The sequence below is a fragment of the Fundidesulfovibrio magnetotacticus genome (assembly GCF_013019105.1).
In the GTDB taxonomy this organism is placed as follows: Bacteria; Desulfobacterota; Desulfovibrionia; order Desulfovibrionales; family Desulfovibrionaceae; genus Fundidesulfovibrio; species Fundidesulfovibrio magnetotacticus.
The window spans coordinates 93729-110438 of the sequence record NZ_BLTE01000008.1; the positions used below are offsets into that span (position 1 = coordinate 93729).

General features: G+C 67.4%; 15 protein-coding genes. 7 read left to right on the forward strand and 8 right to left on the reverse strand.

Annotated elements, in window-relative coordinates:
* Positions 1-117: 117 nt before the first annotated feature.
* The 4 genes from NNJEOMEG_RS09870 to dsrA form a co-directional block, all read right to left on the reverse strand.
* Positions 118-1569 carry a cobyrinic acid a,c-diamide synthase CobB gene (locus NNJEOMEG_RS09870; RefSeq protein WP_173083925.1) on the reverse strand — a complete coding sequence of 484 codons (1452 nt, stop codon included), beginning with the start codon at positions 1567-1569 and terminating at the stop codon, positions 118-120.
* A 111-nt stretch (positions 1570-1680) separates the two neighbouring features.
* Positions 1681-1920 carry a dissimilatory sulfite reductase D family protein gene (locus NNJEOMEG_RS20660; protein ID WP_235956919.1) on the reverse strand — a complete coding sequence of 80 codons (240 nt, stop codon included), beginning with the start codon at positions 1918-1920 and terminating at the stop codon, positions 1681-1683.
* 63 nt (positions 1921-1983) lie between these two features.
* Entirely contained in the window at positions 1984-3132 is a 1149-nt protein-coding gene (dsrB, locus tag NNJEOMEG_RS09875; protein WP_235956920.1) for a dissimilatory-type sulfite reductase subunit beta, read from the reverse strand.
* A gap of 15 nt (positions 3133-3147) precedes the next feature.
* A complete protein-coding gene (dsrA, locus tag NNJEOMEG_RS09880) occupies positions 3148-4461 on the reverse strand; it encodes a dissimilatory-type sulfite reductase subunit alpha (protein WP_173083927.1) in 1314 nt (437 codons plus the stop codon).
* A gap of 404 nt (positions 4462-4865) precedes the next feature.
* On the opposite strand from dsrA, the gene NNJEOMEG_RS09885 reads away from it, so the two are divergent.
* Positions 4866-5498, forward strand: a complete 633-nt coding sequence (locus NNJEOMEG_RS09885) for a YkgJ family cysteine cluster protein (protein ID WP_173083929.1) — start codon at positions 4866-4868, stop codon at positions 5496-5498.
* A 133-nt stretch (positions 5499-5631) separates the two neighbouring features.
* Positions 5632-8583, forward strand: coding sequence for a PAS domain S-box protein (locus tag NNJEOMEG_RS09890; RefSeq protein ID WP_173083931.1), 2952 nt, complete (start codon positions 5632-5634; stop codon positions 8581-8583).
* A gap of 228 nt (positions 8584-8811) precedes the next feature.
* On the opposite strand, the gene NNJEOMEG_RS09895 is transcribed toward NNJEOMEG_RS09890, so the two are convergent.
* Positions 8812-9150: a hypothetical protein gene (locus tag NNJEOMEG_RS09895; RefSeq protein WP_173083933.1), complete on the reverse strand. Its 339-nt coding sequence runs from the start codon at positions 9148-9150 to the stop codon at positions 8812-8814.
* Between the two features lie 8 nt (positions 9151-9158).
* Positions 9159-9650 (reverse strand): YajQ family cyclic di-GMP-binding protein, encoded by a 492-nt coding sequence (locus NNJEOMEG_RS09900; RefSeq protein ID WP_173083935.1) that lies wholly within the window; start codon positions 9648-9650, stop codon positions 9159-9161.
* Positions 9651-9728: 78 nt separating this feature from the next.
* Here NNJEOMEG_RS09900 and NNJEOMEG_RS09905 point away from each other — a divergent pair, with 78 nt between their 5' ends.
* Complete coding sequence (locus tag NNJEOMEG_RS09905) at positions 9729-11075, forward strand: deoxyribodipyrimidine photo-lyase (protein ID WP_173083937.1); 1347 nt, start codon at positions 9729-9731, stop codon at positions 11073-11075.
* Positions 11076-11167: 92 nt separating this feature from the next.
* Complete coding sequence (locus NNJEOMEG_RS09910) at positions 11168-13426, forward strand: PAS domain S-box protein (protein WP_173083939.1); 2259 nt, start codon at positions 11168-11170, stop codon at positions 13424-13426.
* 101 nt (positions 13427-13527) lie between these two features.
* Here NNJEOMEG_RS09910 and NNJEOMEG_RS09915 read toward each other — a convergent pair whose 3' ends face one another.
* Positions 13528-14007, reverse strand: a complete 480-nt coding sequence (locus NNJEOMEG_RS09915) for a hypothetical protein (protein ID WP_235956921.1) — start codon at positions 14005-14007, stop codon at positions 13528-13530.
* A gap of 124 nt (positions 14008-14131) precedes the next feature.
* On the opposite strand from NNJEOMEG_RS09915, the gene NNJEOMEG_RS09920 reads away from it, so the two are divergent.
* The 3 genes from NNJEOMEG_RS09920 to NNJEOMEG_RS09930 are packed head-to-tail and all read left to right on the forward strand — an operon-like array spanning position 14132 to position 16243.
* A complete protein-coding gene (locus tag NNJEOMEG_RS09920) occupies positions 14132-14647 on the forward strand; it encodes a toxin-antitoxin system YwqK family antitoxin (RefSeq protein WP_173083941.1) in 516 nt (171 codons plus the stop codon).
* A gap of 8 nt (positions 14648-14655) precedes the next feature.
* The gene (locus NNJEOMEG_RS09925; RefSeq protein ID WP_173083943.1) at positions 14656-15009 is read left to right on the forward strand and encodes a hypothetical protein; all 354 of its coding nucleotides are present in this window, start codon (positions 14656-14658) and stop codon (positions 15007-15009) included.
* Positions 15010-15013: 4 nt separating this feature from the next.
* Complete coding sequence (locus NNJEOMEG_RS09930) at positions 15014-16243, forward strand: CgeB family protein (protein ID WP_173083945.1); 1230 nt, start codon at positions 15014-15016, stop codon at positions 16241-16243.
* A 141-nt stretch (positions 16244-16384) separates the two neighbouring features.
* On the opposite strand, the gene NNJEOMEG_RS09935 is transcribed toward NNJEOMEG_RS09930, so the two are convergent.
* Positions 16385-16681 carry a hypothetical protein gene (locus NNJEOMEG_RS09935; RefSeq protein ID WP_173083947.1) on the reverse strand — a complete coding sequence of 99 codons (297 nt, stop codon included), beginning with the start codon at positions 16679-16681 and terminating at the stop codon, positions 16385-16387.
* Positions 16682-16710: the final 29 nt, after the last annotated feature.

Consider the following 16710-nt stretch of genomic DNA (forward strand, 5'->3'; position numbering starts at 1 on the left):
CTTTGAGCGCGTTCCCGGCGGGTGTCTGCTGCTGTCCGGGCGTCTGGAGACTGGCCGCCCCCGGTCACACAGGCCTCCCCGGTGAAGCCCGCGAAGCAATTGCGGGGTCTGGGGGGATCATCCCCCCAGCGGGTCCAGGGCGGAGCCCTGGCGGGAGAGTCCAGAGAGGGCGGCGCCCTCTCTGGCCGCCTGCGCGGCGCGCACGAAGTTGACGGCCCAATGCGGCGCGCCCAGGGCGTGGATGTGGGTGTAGGCGGCGAAGGTGTTTCCCATGACCGCGCCGTCCATGCCATGGAGCATCCCAGCGCCGCGTTCCATGCGCAGGGCCATGACGGGCGGATCGCCGTGCCCGGTGTAGCTGGAGCGGGGAATACAGCGCGAGTAATGGAATTCGTGGCCGCGAAGGGTCGTTCCGACGGGGTGGAAGGGATTGGGCGCGCTCACCACGGCCTCGGCGTAGCCCAGGCCTTGGGGCCTGTCGCAGAGGGTGGTGGCCAGGGGGAAGACGCCTGCCATGGGGTAGATGGAGCCTCCGGCGTGAAGCTCCTCGCAAAGCACCATAAACCCCCCGCACTCGGCATAAACGGGCGCTCCGGAGAGGGCCAGGGCGCGCACGTGTTCGCGCACGGCGATGTTGTCGGCCAGGGCGCGGGCCTGCGTCTCCGGGAAACCTCCACCCAGATAAAGGCCGTGCAGTTCGGGCCAGGGATCCGTGGCGAGGAGGCTGACGGGCGTGAGTTCCGCCCCGGCGCGGCGCAGCGCCTCCAGGTTCTCCTGGTAGTAGAACCAGAGAGCGGCATCGAGCACGTAGCCGATGCGCGGCTTGGGGCCTGGAAGTGTCGGCGGCCAGAGGGCTTCGGTTGCCGGAGCCATGTCGGGGGCCTGGCGCGCGATGTCCAGGAGCCTGTCCAGGTCGCAGTGGTCGGCCACGGTGCGGGCGATGCCGGAGAGGATGTCTTCCAGTCCTTCCTGCTCCCAGTTGGACATGAGCCCCATGTGCCGTTCGCTGATGGGGTTCTGGCGCAGCTTGGGGAGCATGCCCAGCACGGGCACCCCGGTGTATTCCTCGATGGTCTGGCGAAGGATGGAGCGGTGCCGATCGCCGGCGGTGCGATTGCAGATGACGCCCGCGAGCTTGAAACCCGGTTCGAAGGAATTGCAACCGAGCACCACGGCTGCGGCCGTACGGGTCATCTTGGTGGCGTCCAGGACGAGCACGAGGGGTGCGTCGAGGGTGCGTGCCAGTTGGGAGGTGGCCACGCTGCCCTTGGCGTCTCCGCCGTCGAAGAGCCCCCTGTTGCCTTCCACCACGGCGAGGTCTAGGCCCTTTGCGCGCTCAACGAAGAGCGCCCGCACGGCATCGGGTTCCATGAGGAAGGGATCGAGATTGCATGCCGGGCGATTTGCGGCGAGGCCCAGCCAGGCGGCGTCGATGTAGTCGGGCCCTTTCTTGAAGGGCGCTACGGCGAGTCCCTTTCTGGCCCAAGCGCCCGCGAGGCCCAGCGAGACGATGGTCTTGCCGGAACCGCCGGAGAGGCCGGCCAGGACGAGGCGGGGGATACGGATCATGTGGTGCGGCCCGGGGGCCGGACGCAAGTCCACGCCCCGCGCCCTTCATTCCGCGGCGTTGGCCGCCGGCATGCGGGAGCGGGACGCGGGAAAGCTTTCAGGCGTTGCGGCCTACTCGCCTTCTTCGGTGGCGTGCTGCTTGCCGGCGCCCTTGAGGCCGATCATGGTGGTGGAACCGGAGGACCAGTATTCCAGGGTGCCCTCGGCGACCATCTTGTTGACCAGCTTGGAGACTTCCATCTTCTTCATGTCGGGCAGGAAGGCGTAGAAGTCCTTCAGGTAGAACTTGGACTTGTTGGTCTTGGACTTCAAGGTGTCGACAACGGTCTGCCTGGCTTGTGCTTCGTCCATTCTTAACCTCGCTTGTGTTGCCGGGGGCGCGGGCATGAGCCCGCGCCCCCGGTGGTTACGCTCTTAGAACTTGAAGTTGGTGGACTGACGCCAGGTGAAGTAGGCGGGGTCGCGGAAGTCGTCGATCAGGTGGTGGGTGAACTCCAGCTCGGTCTTCTTGAAGAAGCTTTCCCAGCCGATGCGTTCAGCCCAGTCGCCCAGACGCTCGTACTTGTTGGCCTCGGCGGCGTAAACCTCGATGATCTTCTTGCAGACCTTGGCGAGGGTCGGCCAGCGGGGCGGCTCGTTGGGGATGAAGGCCACGGCGACCTTGGAGAACTTGGGCATGGAGATGCGGTTGGACACCTTGCCGCCGACCATGATGATCACGCCGTCGCCTTCCTTGTCGGAAAGGGGCAGCGAGGGGCACATGGTGTAGCAGTTGCCGCAGTACATGCAGCGGTCGTTGTTCACCAGGATGGTGTTGACCTTCTTGCCGCCTTCCAGCTCGGTCTTGCCGGGCTTCAGGGCGCCGGTGGGGCAGGACGCGATGGCGAGGGGGATCTCGCACATGTTGTCCAGGTACTCGTGGTCGATGATGGGGGGCTTGCGGTGGAAGCCCACGACGGCCAGGTCGGAGCAGTGGCAGGCGCCGCACATGTTCAGGCAGCAGGCCACGGCCACGCGCACGATGGCGGGCATGCGCATGTTGGTGAACTCTTCAAAGAGTTCGTCCATGATGATCTTCACGGTGCCCGAGGCGTCGGTGGCCGGGGTGTGGCAGTGGATCCAGCCCTGGGTGTGGACGATGTTGGACACGGAGGCGCCGGTGCCGCCGACGGGGAACTTGTAGGAACCCTTGTCGAACTTGCGGGAGTTCAGGTCGGCCTTGAGCGCCTTGGCGGACTCGAGGCTGGTGGTCATGAACTCGATGTTGTTGCGGGTGGTCCAGCGCAGGTAGCCGTCGCAGTACTGCTTGGCCACGGCGCAGGCTTCACGGATGAGTTCCGTGGAGATCAGGCGGGCGGAGCCCACGCGGACGGTGTAGACCTTGTCGCCGGATTCGGCTTCGTGCACCAGGAGGCCGGGCTCCAGGATCTCGTGGGAAACCCACTTGCCGTAGTTCTTTTCCAGAACCGGGGGCAGGAATTCTTTATAAAACCGCGGTCCGATGTCGGAGATGCGGTCTTCCATGGGCTTGTCGGGATTGTACCCGGAAGAAACGAACGCCATATCTTGTTCCCCCTTTTAGCGCTGGTGCAGTTTGCGGTATTCGTTGATGTCGCGGGACCAGCCGCCGGGCACCTCGTCTTCCTTCCAGAAGATGTAGGGGTTGGTGCGGGGCTCGCGGACGTGCTGGGCCATGGGCTTGATATTGGTGACTTCGAGCAGCTTCTGGAAGCCCAGGCGCTTGATGGTCTCGCCGAGGCGTTCGCGGTTCTTGCCTTCTTCCATCCACCAATCCCACACGAGCTCGACCACTTCCTTGATCTCGTCGTAGGGGTCTTCGCAGGGGATGAAGGGAACGAGCAGCGAGGACATCTGCGCGCCGTCCAGGATGGGGGCCTTGGCGCCCAGCAGGATCGAAGCGCCGCGCTCGTCGCCCACGCGAAGGGCCTTGGGCATGACGTTGATGCAGTGCATGCAGCGGTAGCACTCAGCGGTTTCGATGGTCAGCTTGCCGCCTTCATACTTCATGCACTTGGTGGGGCACAGGTCGATGACTTCCTTCTGGATGTCGAACTTGCCCCAGTCGCGACCGGCGTGGGCGCCGGCGTTGGGCGGGATCTCGCCACCGACGTAGGCCTTCACGGCGGCCTGGTCGATCTTGATGTCGTCCTTCCAGGTGCCGATGATGGAGAAGTCGGAGCGGGCGATGGAGGCCACGCAGCCGTTGGGGCAGCCGTCGAACTTGAACTTGAACTTGTAGGGGAACTGCGGGCGGTGCAGCATGTCCTGGTATTCGTTCGTGAACGTATGGCAGATGTGCTGGGCGTCCATGCAGGCGAACTCGCAACGGCTCATGCCGATGCAGCAGGCCGGGGTGCGCAGGTTGGAGCCCGAACCGCCGAGGTCCTGGTTGTGCTTGTGGGTCAGCTCGTAGAAGATTTCTTCCAGCTGGGGGGTGGTGGTGCCCAGCCAGATGATGTCGCCCGTGGAGCCGTGCATGTTGGTCATGCCGGAGCCGCGGAAGTCCCACAGGTCGCACAGCTCTTCCATGTACTCGGCCTTGTAGAACAGGCCGGAGGGCTGGGCGACGCGCACGGTGTGGAAGTGGGCCACGCCGGGGAACTTTTCGGGCTGGTCGCAGTAGCGGCCGATGACGCCGCCGCCGTAGCCGAACACGCCCACGATGCCGCCGTGCTTCCAGTGGGTGGTGCCGTCCTCGTAGGACATTTCCAGCAGGCCCAGCAGGTCGTCGATGACGTCTTCGGGGATCTGCAGTTCAATGCCCTTCGGGTTCTTGTGGCGCACTTCCGCGGCATGCTTCAGATCGGAGACGAAGCTGGGCCACGGACCGCTCTCAAGCTGGTCCAGCAACGGGGTCGGGTGTTTCGCCATGTGTTCCTCCAAAAGAGTTGTAAGAGTTACAGCCCTGTTTACGAAAATCGCGCCCCGCCCTCGCGGAGGCGACGTTTTCCCGACAACAGCCCAGGAGCCTCGCTATCGGGGCCCTGACGCGGACATCCTCAGGACAGACCTGAAAGAGAAGTATCAGGGATTGCAGCCAATCCACTCAAAATACCACGCGCGTGAAGTTTCTAACATGGAATGTTCCGGGCTGCAAAGGAAATTCAATCCCGGAACATCCCTACCTTTCAGGGCAATTTTCACCCGCCGGAAGGCCTGCCAAAAGGCTTGCGCGCCGTTCCCGGGACGCGTACGCACACTGCGCGGGCACGGTCGGCGCGCCCGAAGGCCGCCTCCGTTACCAATTTCACAAGACCTCGCGGACAAAACACCCCATGGATCACGCGCCCGGCGCTCTTACCTGCCGACGCTGCGGCCGCTGCTGCCAGGCCGGGCCGCCCGCCCTGCACAAAGACGACCTCGAACTCCTGGCCGCCGGGGCCATCACCCGCGACCGCCTCGTCACCCTGCGCGCCGGGGAACTCGCCCGGGACAACGTCCGGGGCGGGCTGGCCCCGCTTGCGCGCGAACTTGTGCGCCTGGCCTCCGCCGAAACGGGCCACGCCTGCGTATTCCACGAGCCGGATGCGGCGCGCTGCGCCATCCACCACGCCCGTCCAGCGGAGTGCCGACTGCTTTTCTGCCGGGACCCGCGAACTTTGGTAGACTACTACAGCAGGGACCGCCTGACCAGAGCTGATATCGTCCCTCAAGAAGGCGCGCTGGCGGAACTGGCGCGCTTCCACGACAAGACCTTTCCGGCGGCGCGGATCATGGCCCTGGCCAGGCGGGCGGCCGAGGGATCGGCCGCGGCCAACGCGGAGCTCTCCGAACTGGCGAGCGCCGAGGACCGCTTCCGGCGCGCCTTCCTGGAACGCACCGGGACCCCCGGCGGCGAACTCGACTTCCTCTTCGGGCGAGCCCTGCCCCGCCTGTGCGCTCCGTTCGGCGTAAGCATCCCCTTTTAAACCGCCGAACGGACCGCCTGCGGACTTGCGTCCCGCCGTGGACACCGCAGGCGGAATTGTTTAATGTTGTTATCCGCGTCCCAGCTGCCGTATCGAGCTTTCCATCCCACGCGGGAAGCGGGAGGCCACTGGCTTGAACTACGAACCCAGCGCAGAAGAAAAGCTCCGTCGTGAACTGGATGAAGCGCGCCTGCGCATCGCCCAGCTCGAGGCGCGTCTGGAGGGGGCGTCATCCGGCGTGGTCGACCCGCTCGAACGCGCCCCAAGCAACCCTACGGACAGCGAATTCGCGCACATCCTCCTGGACACCCTCCACGAGGCCGTGGTTGCCTGCGACGCCCGGGGGCGACTGATCCTCTTCAACCGCACGGCGCGCGAATGGCACGGCAGGGACGCCGCCCCGCTCGGGCCGGACGAATGGGCCGAAGGCTACGGGCTCTTCGAGGCCGACGGCGTAACGCCTCTTGCCAGGGACCGCATCCCCCTCGCCATGGCTCTCTCCGGCTTGCGCGTGCGCGACGCCGCCATGAGCGTACGCGCCCCAGGCCAGCCCCTGCGCCACATGGAAGCAGACGCTGCGCCCTTCCACGACGCCCGGGGGAACCTCCTTGGCGCGGTGACCACCCTGCGCGACGTGACGACGCGCAAAACCCTGCAGCGCGCCCTCGAGACGGACCGCGCCCAGCTGGCCCTGGCCATGAACATGGCCAAGCTGGTCCGCTGGGAGCGCGACCTCGCCACCGACGTCTACACGCTCAATCCGGCCTTTTACGCCCTCTACGGCACCACTGCGGAACAAGAGGGCGGCATGGACATGCCCATGGACGTGTACCTGCGGGAGTTCGTTCACCCGGATGACCGCGACGCGGTGTTGTCCGCAATCATGAAGGGCCGCACCGAAGCATCCTCCGGGATCTCCTCGGCCGACCACAGGATCATCCGGCGCGACGGTGAGATTCGCCACATCACCGTCCGCCACACCACCCTGCTCGACGAGTCGGGGCGTTCGGTCAAGCGCGTGGGGGCCAACCAGGACATCACCGAACGCAAGGAGCTGGAGAGCTCCCTGGAGACGCGCTCCGCGCAGCTGGCCCTGGCCATGGACATGGCCAGGCTGGTCCGTTGGGAGGCGGACCCGGCCAGCGGAACACTCCATCTGAACGACCAGTTCTACGCCCTCTACGGCACCACTGCCGAGCGCGAGGGCGGCTACAGCATGAGCTACGAGCGCTACGTCCGGGAATTCTTCCACCCCGACGACATCCCGCTCTTCACCCAGGCCGCCATGGCTCAGCTGAACAACTCGGACCCCAGGGCCGTGCACACCCTGGTGCACCGCATCATCCGCCGCGACGGCGAGATGCGCCACATCCGCGTACGCTTCTTCACCATGTCCGACCCGGGTCCCCGGCGGGTGGTCGGGGCCAACCAGGACATCACCGAGCAACGCCTGGCCGAGGAACGGCTGATGCAGACCACCGAACGCCTCCAGGAGGCCCAGCGCATCGCACAGGTGGGCGACTGGGACTGGGAGCCGGAGACCGGCCAATCCTTCTGGTCCGACCAGACCTACCACATCCTCGGCCTGGACCCGGTCGGCCCGACCGGAACGTACGACACGGTTCTCAGGCTGATACACCCCGAGGACCGGCTGCCCTACATCGACACGGTGAACCGGGCGCTGGCCACGGGCCAGCCCTACGAACGGGAACTCCGCCTCGTCCGGCCCGACGGCGCCCATGTCCACCTGCTGGTCAGGGGGCGGCCCATCCTGGACGAGTCGGGTAAAGTGGAACGCCTCCACGGCACCGTACAGGACATCACCGCCCGCAAACAGGCCGAAGAGGCCCTGCTGGAGAGCCGGGAGCGCCTGAGACGGTTCACCGAGCGGGTGGAGGAGTCGCTGCGCAGGACGCGCACCGTGCTGGACCAGATCCTCGAATGCATGCCCTCGGCCCTCATCGCCGTGGACACCCGGGGCGTGGTGACCCACTGGAACAAGTGCGCCCAGGAGCTCTCCGGCATGTCCCCGGCCGAGGCCCTGGGCGCGCCCCTGGCCGAGGCCTTCCCCTGGCTGTCCGGGCAGATGGCTTCGGTGCACCAGGCCATGCAAACCGGGAGCCCCACTGGCCAGGAGCGCGCGCACTTCGCGCGCGAGGGCGAAACGCGACTGCTCGACATCATGGTCTATCCCTACGGCGAAGGCGCGACGGAAGGGGCCGTGCTGCGCCTGGACGACGTGACCGTGCGCGCCGCCATCGAGAACAGGATGGTCCAGACCGAAAAGATGCTCTCCGTGGGCAGCCTCGCGGGGGGCATGGCCCACGAGATCAACAACCCCCTCTCGGGCATCCTGCAATCGGCGCAGATCATCCGGCGCAGGCTCGCCCCCGGGACCCTGGCCAACACCCAGGCCGCGCAGCGGGCCGGTTGCTCCATGGAGGCCATCCTGGGCTACCTGGAGGAACGGGGGGTCCTCACGTTCCTGAACGCCATCGAGCAGTCGGGCAGACGGGCCAACGCCATCGTCCGGAACATGCTCGGCTTCATCCGCAAGAGCCCCACGCTCAAGGCCCCCGCCGCGCTGGAAGACATCCTGGAGCGCGCCCTGGAGCTGGCTTCCACCGACTACGACCTGAAAAGGAACTTCGATTTCCGCCGCATACGCATCGAGCGGCACTACCAGGCGGACATGCCGGACGTCCCCTGCGCGGCCATTGAGATAGAGCAGGTGGTCTTGAACCTGCTGACCAACGCCGCACACGCACTGGCCTGCCATGACTTCGGGGATCGCGAACCGGCGATCGCATTGCGCCTGCTGCGCGGGGAGGGCTGCGCGGTGCTGGAGGTGGAGGACAACGGACCGGGCATGGACGAGGCCACCCGCAAGAAGATCTTCGAGCCCTTCTTCACCACGAAGAAGCCCGGCGAGGGCACGGGATTGGGGCTGTCGGTGTCCTACTTCATCATCACGCGCAACCACGGAGGTTCCTTCTCCGTGGAATCGCGGCCGGGCGCGGGGACGCGCTTCACCATCGCCCTGCCCCTGGCGGACAGCCAGGCCTCCTGCATCGCCGCCCCCTGAGACGCCTCTCGAACAGGGCCTGGCCGCGCGGCCTGCTCCTGGAGCGCGCCGGGGCACGCGGACCACGGACCGCGAACGCAGCCTGTGCCAAGGGATTGAAGGGCGGGGACTCCCGGCAATGCGGGCTGCGCTGCGTTTGCGGGCTGCGCTGCGTTTGCGGGCTGCGCTGCGTTTGCGGGCTGCGCTGCGTTTGCGGGCTGCGCTGCGCCCGGGTCGGCCGCCCCCCGCCTACTCGGCCTGGGCCGGATTGCCGTAGTCGAAGAGGCGGCGGCAGTACTTTTCGCACCAGTCCGTGGCGTTGCGGATGGAGCCGTCGCAGCCACGCAGGGCGTTCTGGCGCCACTCCATGGTCTCTATCTCGTTGCACCCCTTGATGCACTCGGCCTTGCTGGTCTGTTCCTGCTGCAAGAAGCCCCTGTAGTCCTCGCAGAGATTGTCGTCCCAGCAGCCGGACCCCTGTTGCATGGGCCAGCAGAATCCGTAGAATTCGCTCAGGGTCAGGGGCCGGTCGGCCCCGGCGCAACCGGCCAGCGAGAACAGCAACAACGCGGTCAGGACGTGGCGCATGCCCACCTCTAGCTTTTCATGTTGACGTATTGCAGGGGAACTTCCAGGTCCGACCCGCCCAGCAGGCGCATCACGGCCTGGAGATCGTCGATCTTCTTGCCGGTCACACGGACCATGTCGTCCATGATCTGGGTCTGCACCTTGATCTTGGAGTCCTTCACCAGGGCCACGATCTTGCGCGCCGTGTCCTTGTCCACCCCTTCCTTGATCTTGGCTTCCAGGCGCATGAGCGAGCCGCCCGCAGGCTTGGCCTCGCCGAACTCCACGCTTTTCACGTCCACCTTGCGCTTCACCAGGTTGCCGATGAGCATCTCGCGCACGGCCTTGGCGCGCATCTCGCTTTCGGTGATCACCACCAGATTCTTGTCCTTCTTGTCCAGGCGGACCTCGGTCTTGGAGCCCCGGAAATCGAAGCGCGTGGCGATCTCCTTCACCGTATTGTTCACGGCGTTGTCCACTTCCTGCAGGTCCACCTTGCTCACGGCGTCGAACGAGGGCATCTTTCCTCCGGGTTGGGTTCTTGTTCCCGATCCTAGCGGCTGGCCCGTCCAAAGGCAAGCGCACCGCACGGAGGCCCCATGAACGAACACCGGACCAGACTCCTCTCCCCGGGCACGGAAGGCGCAGGCCCCGTGCTCTACTGGATGCACCGCGACCACCGCGCCCGCGACAACTGGGGCCTGGCCCAGGCTTTCCTGCTGGCCCGGCGCGCCGGGTGCTCCGTGGCCGCCTTCCACTGCCTGGACCCGGACTACCCCGCCCCCAACCCGGCCCACGTGCGCTTCCTCCTGGGCGGCCTGGAGGAGACCGCCCGGGGCCTGGAGGCCCTGGGCGTGCCCTTCGCGCGCCTGCTGGGCGACCCGCCCGTCCAGGCCGCGCGCCTGGCCCGCGCCGTGGACGCCCGCGCCGTGGTGGCAGACTTCGACCCGCTGCGCCACAAGCGCCGCTGGCTCCGGGACGCCGCCCGGGCCATGCCCTGCCCTCTTTACGAGACCGACTCGCGCAACACGGTCCCCTGCATCGCGGCCTCCGACAAACGCGAGACGGCCGCGCGCACCCTCCGACCCAAGATCCGCAGGCTCCTGCCGGAATTCCTGGAGGAGTTCCCCGCCCTGCCCGTGCAGGAGCGCCCCCCTCTTCTGCCGCCCCATCCCGGGCTCCAAGGCCTGGAGCAGGCCCTGCCGCGCCTTGCCGGAGCGCGCGCCCCCCAGGGCTTCGCGCCCGGGGAGGACGCCGCAGCGGCGGCCCTGGAGCGCTTCGTCCGGCACGGGCTCGCAGGCTACGCCCAGGCCCGCAACAACCCCTCCCGGGACGCCCAGTCCGGGCTCTCGCCCTGGCTGCACTTCGGCATGCTCTCGGGCCAGCGCGCGGCCCTCTCGGCCGCCTCGGCCGAGGCCCCGGAGGAGGACCGCCAGGCCTTCCTGGAGGAACTCGTGGTCCGGCGCGAACTGGCCGACAACTTCTGCCTCCACGCCCAGGACTACGACCAGACCTCCTGCTATCCCGCCTGGGCCAGGGCCTCCCTGGAGAAGCACCGGGGCGACCCGCGCCCGGCCCTCTACCCCCGCGACCGGCTGGAGGCCGCCCGCACCGACGATCCCGCCTGGAATGCGGCCCAGACCGAACTGGTCCGCACGGGCAAGATGCACGGCTACATGCGCATGTACTGGTGCAAGAAGCTCCTGGAATGGACCCCCTGCGTGGAGGAGGCCCAGGCCCTGGCCGTGGATTTCAACGACCGCCTCTCCCTGGACGGGCGCGACCCCAACGGCTACGCGGGCATCGCCTGGTCCCTGGGCGGCGTGCACGACAGGCCCTGGGGCGATCGCCCCGTGTTCGGCGTGGTGCGCTCCATGACCCTGGCCGGCCTGCACCGCAAGTTCGACGTGGAGGCCTACGCCGTCCGGGTCCGCAACCCTGGCTGAACGGGGCGCGCCGCGAAAATTCCTCGACATCCCGCAAGCAGGGTGTATTAAGAAGGATAGATTTGCATGTCCCACCCCTACAGGACCACGCCATGTCTTCTGACCAGGCTATTCTCCGGGAGGTGTTGGCGTTCCTCCCCCTTTGGCTCGTTCTCTTCGCCGCCCTGGCCTCGGGCGCGGCGGTCTTCCTGGGGCTCAGGCTGCGCGCGGCCCGGATGGACTTCGCGGCCCGCCAGCGCGACTGCCGCGAACTGGAACAGCTCTTCACCTTCAGCCTGGACATGCTCTGCTCCCTGGGGCCGGACGGTCGCTTCGTGCGCCTCAACCCCGCCTGGGAGCACACCCTGGGCTACCGCCAGGAGGACCTGGCGGGCAGGCGCTACGACGAACTGATCCACCCCGACGATCTTTCCGCGGTGCGCCGGGCCGCCGACAGGCTGCGCGGGGAGCTCTCCGTGGCGGTGTTCGTCTGCCGCATGCGGCGCAAGGACGGCGCCTGGCGCTGGATCGAATGGAACGCCCAGCCCCGCGACGGCGTGGTGGTGGCCGCCGCCCGCGACGCCACGGACCGCCTGGAATCCCTGGCAGCCCTGCGCGAGAGCGAGGAGCGCTTCCGCTCGCTCCTGGACAACGTGGAGGCCGTCTCGGTGCAGGGCTACGGCCCCGACGGCACGGTGGAATACTGGAACAAGGCCTCGGAGGTCATCTACGGTTACACCCGCCAGGAGGCGCTGGGACGCAACCTGACCGACCTGATCATCCCCCCCGCCATGCGCGACGAGGTGCGCGCGGCCGTGGCCCACATGGCCTCCACGGGCCAGCCCATTCCGGCCTCGGAGCTGGACCTCGTGCGCAAGGACGGCTCCACGGCCCAGGTTTTCTCCAGCCACGCCGTGGTGCAAACGGCGCGCGGAAACACGGCGCTTTTCTGCATCGACGTGGACCTGGGGCCCCTCAAGGACGCCCAGGCCGCGCTGCGCGAGAGCGAGGAGCGCTTCCGGCAGCTGGTGGAGTGCGCGGGCGACGCCTTGTACCTCACGGACATGGAGGGCAGGCTCGTGGAGGTGAACTCCGAGGCCGAGCGCCAGACGGGTCGCCCGCGCGAGGAGCTTCTTGGGATGTCCATCACAGACCTGGACCTGGGCCGCGACGACGAAAACCTGGCCCAGTTCACGCGCGACATCCGCGAAAACCGCCTGGCCGTCTTCGAGACGCGCATGCGCCACCGCCAGGGGCACGACTTCCCCGTGGAAGTGCGCGTGGTCCACATGGAGCGCGGGGGCCAGGGATACATGCTGGGCAGCGCCCGCGACATCACCCGGCGCAAGCGCGCGGAGGAGGTGCTCACCGAGGCCAACCGCACCCTCACCGCCATCCTGGAGAGCGTGCCCTCCGAGGTGAACGTGGTGGACGTGCGCACGCGCGAGATCCTGTTCATGAACCAGGCCATGAAGGAGGCCTTCGGCCGCGACCACACGGGCGAGGTCTGCCACAAGGCCTTCCGCTCCTGCGAGGCCCCCTGCGCGAAGTGCGACATGGACATCCTCGTGGCCCAGGACGGCGCGGCCTCGGCCCCCAGGCTCTGGGAAGACTACAACCCCGTCTCGGGCCGCTGGTACCTCAACCACGACCGCGTGGTGCGCTGGTTCGACGGACGCCTCGTGCGCGTGCAGATGTCGCTGGACGTCACGGCCCGCAAGGCCGTGGAGGAGCGCATGGCCGCCTCGCTCAAGGAGAAGGAGGTGCTGCTCGCGGAGGTACACCACCGGGTGAAGAACAACCTCCAGATCATCTCGAGCCTGTTGAGCCTCCAGGCCGAGAGCCTGGAGCACCCCCAGGCCCTGGACGTGCTCGCCGAAAGCCAGGGCCGCGTGGCCTCCATGGCCATGATCCACGAGCAACTCTACAGCACCCACGACTTCGGGCGCATCGAGGCGGGAGACTACCTGGAGCGCCTGCTGCCCCGCCTGGCCCAGTCCTACCGCCAGGGGCGCGACATCCGCCTGGACACCGCGCTGGACACCGTGCCCCTCACCCTGGACCAGGCCATACCCTTCGGGCTCATCGTCAACGAACTGGCCACCAACGCCTTCAAGCACGGCCTGCGCGACGCGGCGCGGGGCAGGCTGCGCGTCTCCCTGACCAGGAGGGACGGCGAGGCGGAACTGACGGTGGAGGACGACGGCGCGGGCCTGCCCGGGGGGTTCACGCTGGACGGGGCTTCCACGCTGGGGCTCAGGCTGGTGGCCAGCCTGGCGGACCAGTTGCGAGGCACGGTGAGCGCGCGCGGCGGCGACGGGAGCACGGTCTTCACCCTGCGCTTCCCCCTGGCGGAGGAGGATGGACGCTAGGCGCGCGCGCCCGGAATCCGCGCGGACGAATCTTCAAGGCTTGCAGCGGGAACCATCACTTCTTCCGTTGAGGAACGGCTCCTGCTCCCCGACAGGGCGGCCTAGAAGCCCTTGTTGCGCTTGCGCTCCTCGAAACGGCCCACCACGAAGCCCAGGAAAATGCCAAGCACGCACGAGGTGATGCACATGATCCCGGAAAAACCCACCAGGGCGTTGATTTCGCCCACCTCGCGCATGCCGAAGAGCATGCGGAAGAAGGCGTAGACGATCCAGAGGATCATGCCCCCGTGGAAGCCGTAGAAAAGCCCGTCCATGATGCGGTCGTGCACGTCGGAGGACTCGATGTAGCGGTAGCACAAGAGCTGGCTGATCACGCCGAAGAGCGTGATGGAGCCGAACGAGGCCAGAAACTGGATGAGGATGGTGATGAACGAGGCGTAGAGCGGGTCCTTCTTGAACACCGAAATGAGGAACGCGGGCACCAGACTGACGACCCAGATGCACACCACGAAGAGGTCGCCTCGGTGGGGGGAGAAGAAGGAGGTGGATTTGTCGCGCTTTTGGGTCGGTGGCAGGCTCATGACGGTGGAGGCTCCCGGATTCGCGGGCAGTGCCGCGTCGGGGGAAGCTAATGCCAACTTCCCTGGAAAGCAAGCGGGGCTTGGCCCTTGCCAGCCATTTCGTCTTGAGGGTATCAAGGCTTCGATGCGCGTCCTTTTCCTCCTCCTGCTTCTGGCCTTCACCGCCGTGCCGGCCCGGTCCATGGACCAGCCTTCCGTCTCCCCGGAGGAGATGGAGGAGCGCGGCGGGCTCATCCACAAGGCCGGGGACAACGCCCCCTTCACGGGCCTCGTGCGCGACCTGCACGCCTCCGGCAAGCCCCGCCTGGAGGCCCGCTACGAGGCTGGAAGGCTGGCCTGGAGCAGGCTCTGGTACGAATCCGGCCAATTGGCCGAAGAGGTGGCGGTGGCCCAGGACACCTGGACCATCAAGCGCTACGCCGAAAACGGGCGCATCGAGGAGGAAACCGTGGCCCGCTTCCGCGACGGCCGCAAATTCTCCGAGCAGTCCAGGCTGTGGGACGAATCCGGCGTTCTGCGCACGGAGGCCGGGTTCCAGGGCGGCAAGCTGCAAGGCCCCCTCAAGGAATACGCCCCGGACGGCGCCCTCGTGCGCGACGAAGTCTACGAACAGGGCAAACTGGTCCGCAAAAACAAGTAGGGACGCCCATGCACGCCACATCCAAAACCCTCGCCACCCCTCTGGCCCTCGTCCTGATCCTGGCCCTGCTGCCTCCCGTCCTGGGGGGCTGCTCCGGCGAAGACCTGAAAAAGCAGCTCGAGCAGAAGAACCAGCTCCTGGCCGCACAGGAAGGCGAGATCAAGAAGCTCAAGGAAGACATGGCCGCCCGCGACCTGGACCTCAAGAACCAGTGCGAGCAGCGCATCCAGAAGCTCACCGCCCAGCAGAAGCATCAGGTCGACGCCCTCAACGCCAAGGTGGCCGAACTCTCCCGCAAGAAGGAGCAGGACCGCTCCCAGAAGGCCGACCCCGACAAGTCCAAGTCGAAATCGAGGCGCTAGGCCCGTGGCCCGCCGCACCGCGAGCGGCTTCTGGGAGGCCGTGCGCAGGCCGCGCTTCCGTTCGCCCCAGCCCCGCGCCCTGGTGCTCACCAGCGGCTACTTCCTCCAGCGCGAGGCCCTCTCGGCCATGGAACGCCTGGGCTGGCACGCCCTGGCGCTGAGCCTCCCCAAGGGGGAACGCGCCAGCGGTGCCTACGTGGAAGCCCTGCTGGAAGCCGCTTTCACCTTCCAGCCAGACTTCGCGCTCACCGTGAACCACCTGGGGCTCGACCGCCAGGGCGAGATCATGGCCCTGTTCGAGAAGATGGCCCTGCCCCTGGCCACCTGGTTCGTGGACAGCCCCCGGCTCATCCTGCACGACTTCCCCGGCCAGGCGAGCCCCTGGTGCCAGGCCTTCAGCTGGGACCGCGACACCCTGCCCTTCCTGACCGGGGCCGGATTCACCGATGCCCGCTGGCTGCCCCTGGGCTGCGACACGGGGCTCTTCGCCCCCGGCGCTCCCGGCAAAGCGGCCTGGGAGCGCGACGCGAGCTTCGTGGGCGATTCCATGGCCCAACCCTCGACCCGCCTGGTCAAACGGCTCTCCCGACACTCCGGCGCGGCCCGGGCCGCCCGCGCCGCCGCGCCTGACTACGCCCAGGCCCCAGAGCGCGACGCCATCTCCTTCTTCCGCGCCGGACGCCCCGACCTGCTTGCCCTCTGGGAATCCCTGGACGACACCCTGGCCCGGCTGGACCTGGAGCAGCTTGTCACCTGGGAAGCCACGCGGCTCTACCGTCTGGACTGCGTGAAGCGGCTCGCGCCCTTCGCGCCTCTGGTGGCCGGCGACGACGGCTGGCGCAAGCTCCTGCCGGGGGGCGGCTTCAGCTTCCACCCGCCCCTGAACTACCGGGAAGAGCTGCCGGGCTTCTATCCACGCAGCAAGGTGAACTTCAACGCCACCAGCCTCCAGATGAAGGGCGCGGTGAACCAGCGGGTCTTCGACGTTCCCGCGTGCGGGGGGTTCCTGCTCACCGACCGCCGCGAGCAGATGGACGAACTCTTCGAGCCGGGAAAGGAATCGGCCACCTACGCCGACCCGGGGGAGATCGAGGACCTGGCGCGCCACTTCCTGGCCCACCCGGCCGAGCGCGAGCGCGTGGCCCAGGCCGCCAGGGCCCGGGTGCTGGCCGGGCACGACTACACCCACCGCCTGCGTACGATGCTCAAGGTTCTGCGGCGGCGCTACGCCTGAAGCGTGAGGAGCGGCCGCGCGGGCGGCTCCGGCGAATGCCGACCGGAAGGAACCGGCCGGAGCGACCGCCCGGGCCGGACGAGCCGCGCCCGCAACGCGGACGGACCCGCCCGGAACGGCGAAGGGCAGGTCGCGCGGCGGCTACCAGGTGCGGTTGCGCCGCCTGTCTTCCGAGGTGATGGAGCGCTGCTTGGACTGCATGTCCTTCAGACGATCGCGGGCTTCCTTGATGCGCTGAGGGTCGCCGGAGGCCTCCGCCTGGGCGAACTGGGCCTGGGCGACGTCAAGGTCGCGGGCCACGGCTTCCTTTTCCATCTGGTAGATGGTGGGGTTCATGTACTGCAGATTGCGGTCGTAGACTTCCAGTTTGCTGCACGCGCCCAGGCCGAATGCCGAGAGGAGCAGCAGCGCCGAAACGAGGCGAAGGGATTTCGTCATGGTTCTTGGACCTTTGGACTTAGAGCTTC

What these genes read in the sequence shown, in the direction of transcription:
- NNJEOMEG_RS09870 (WP_173083925.1), bottom strand. Translation starts at nt 1,569, where the DNA reads ATGATCCGTATCCCCCGCCTCGTCCTGGCCGGCCTCTCCGGCGGTTCC.
- NNJEOMEG_RS20660 (WP_235956919.1), bottom strand. Translation starts at nt 1,920, where the DNA reads ATGGACGAAGCACAAGCCAGGCAGACCGTTGTCGACACCTTGAAGTCC.
- dsrB (WP_235956920.1), bottom strand. Translation starts at nt 3,132, where the DNA reads ATGGCGTTCGTTTCTTCCGGGTACAATCCCGACAAGCCCATGGAAGAC.
- dsrA (WP_173083927.1), bottom strand. Translation starts at nt 4,461, where the DNA reads ATGGCGAAACACCCGACCCCGTTGCTGGACCAGCTTGAGAGCGGTCCG.
- NNJEOMEG_RS09885 (WP_173083929.1), top strand. Translation starts at nt 4,866, where the DNA reads ATGGATCACGCGCCCGGCGCTCTTACCTGCCGACGCTGCGGCCGCTGC.
- NNJEOMEG_RS09895 (WP_173083933.1), bottom strand. Translation starts at nt 9,150, where the DNA reads ATGCGCCACGTCCTGACCGCGTTGTTGCTGTTCTCGCTGGCCGGTTGC.
- NNJEOMEG_RS09900 (WP_173083935.1), bottom strand. Translation starts at nt 9,650, where the DNA reads ATGCCCTCGTTCGACGCCGTGAGCAAGGTGGACCTGCAGGAAGTGGAC.
- NNJEOMEG_RS09905 (WP_173083937.1), top strand. Translation starts at nt 9,729, where the DNA reads ATGAACGAACACCGGACCAGACTCCTCTCCCCGGGCACGGAAGGCGCA.
- NNJEOMEG_RS09910 (WP_173083939.1), top strand. Translation starts at nt 11,168, where the DNA reads ATGTCTTCTGACCAGGCTATTCTCCGGGAGGTGTTGGCGTTCCTCCCC.
- NNJEOMEG_RS09915 (WP_235956921.1), bottom strand. Translation starts at nt 14,007, where the DNA reads ATGAGCCTGCCACCGACCCAAAAGCGCGACAAATCCACCTCCTTCTTC.
- NNJEOMEG_RS09920 (WP_173083941.1), top strand. Translation starts at nt 14,132, where the DNA reads ATGCGCGTCCTTTTCCTCCTCCTGCTTCTGGCCTTCACCGCCGTGCCG.
- NNJEOMEG_RS09925 (WP_173083943.1), top strand. Translation starts at nt 14,656, where the DNA reads ATGCACGCCACATCCAAAACCCTCGCCACCCCTCTGGCCCTCGTCCTG.
- NNJEOMEG_RS09935 (WP_173083947.1), bottom strand. Translation starts at nt 16,681, where the DNA reads ATGACGAAATCCCTTCGCCTCGTTTCGGCGCTGCTGCTCCTCTCGGCA.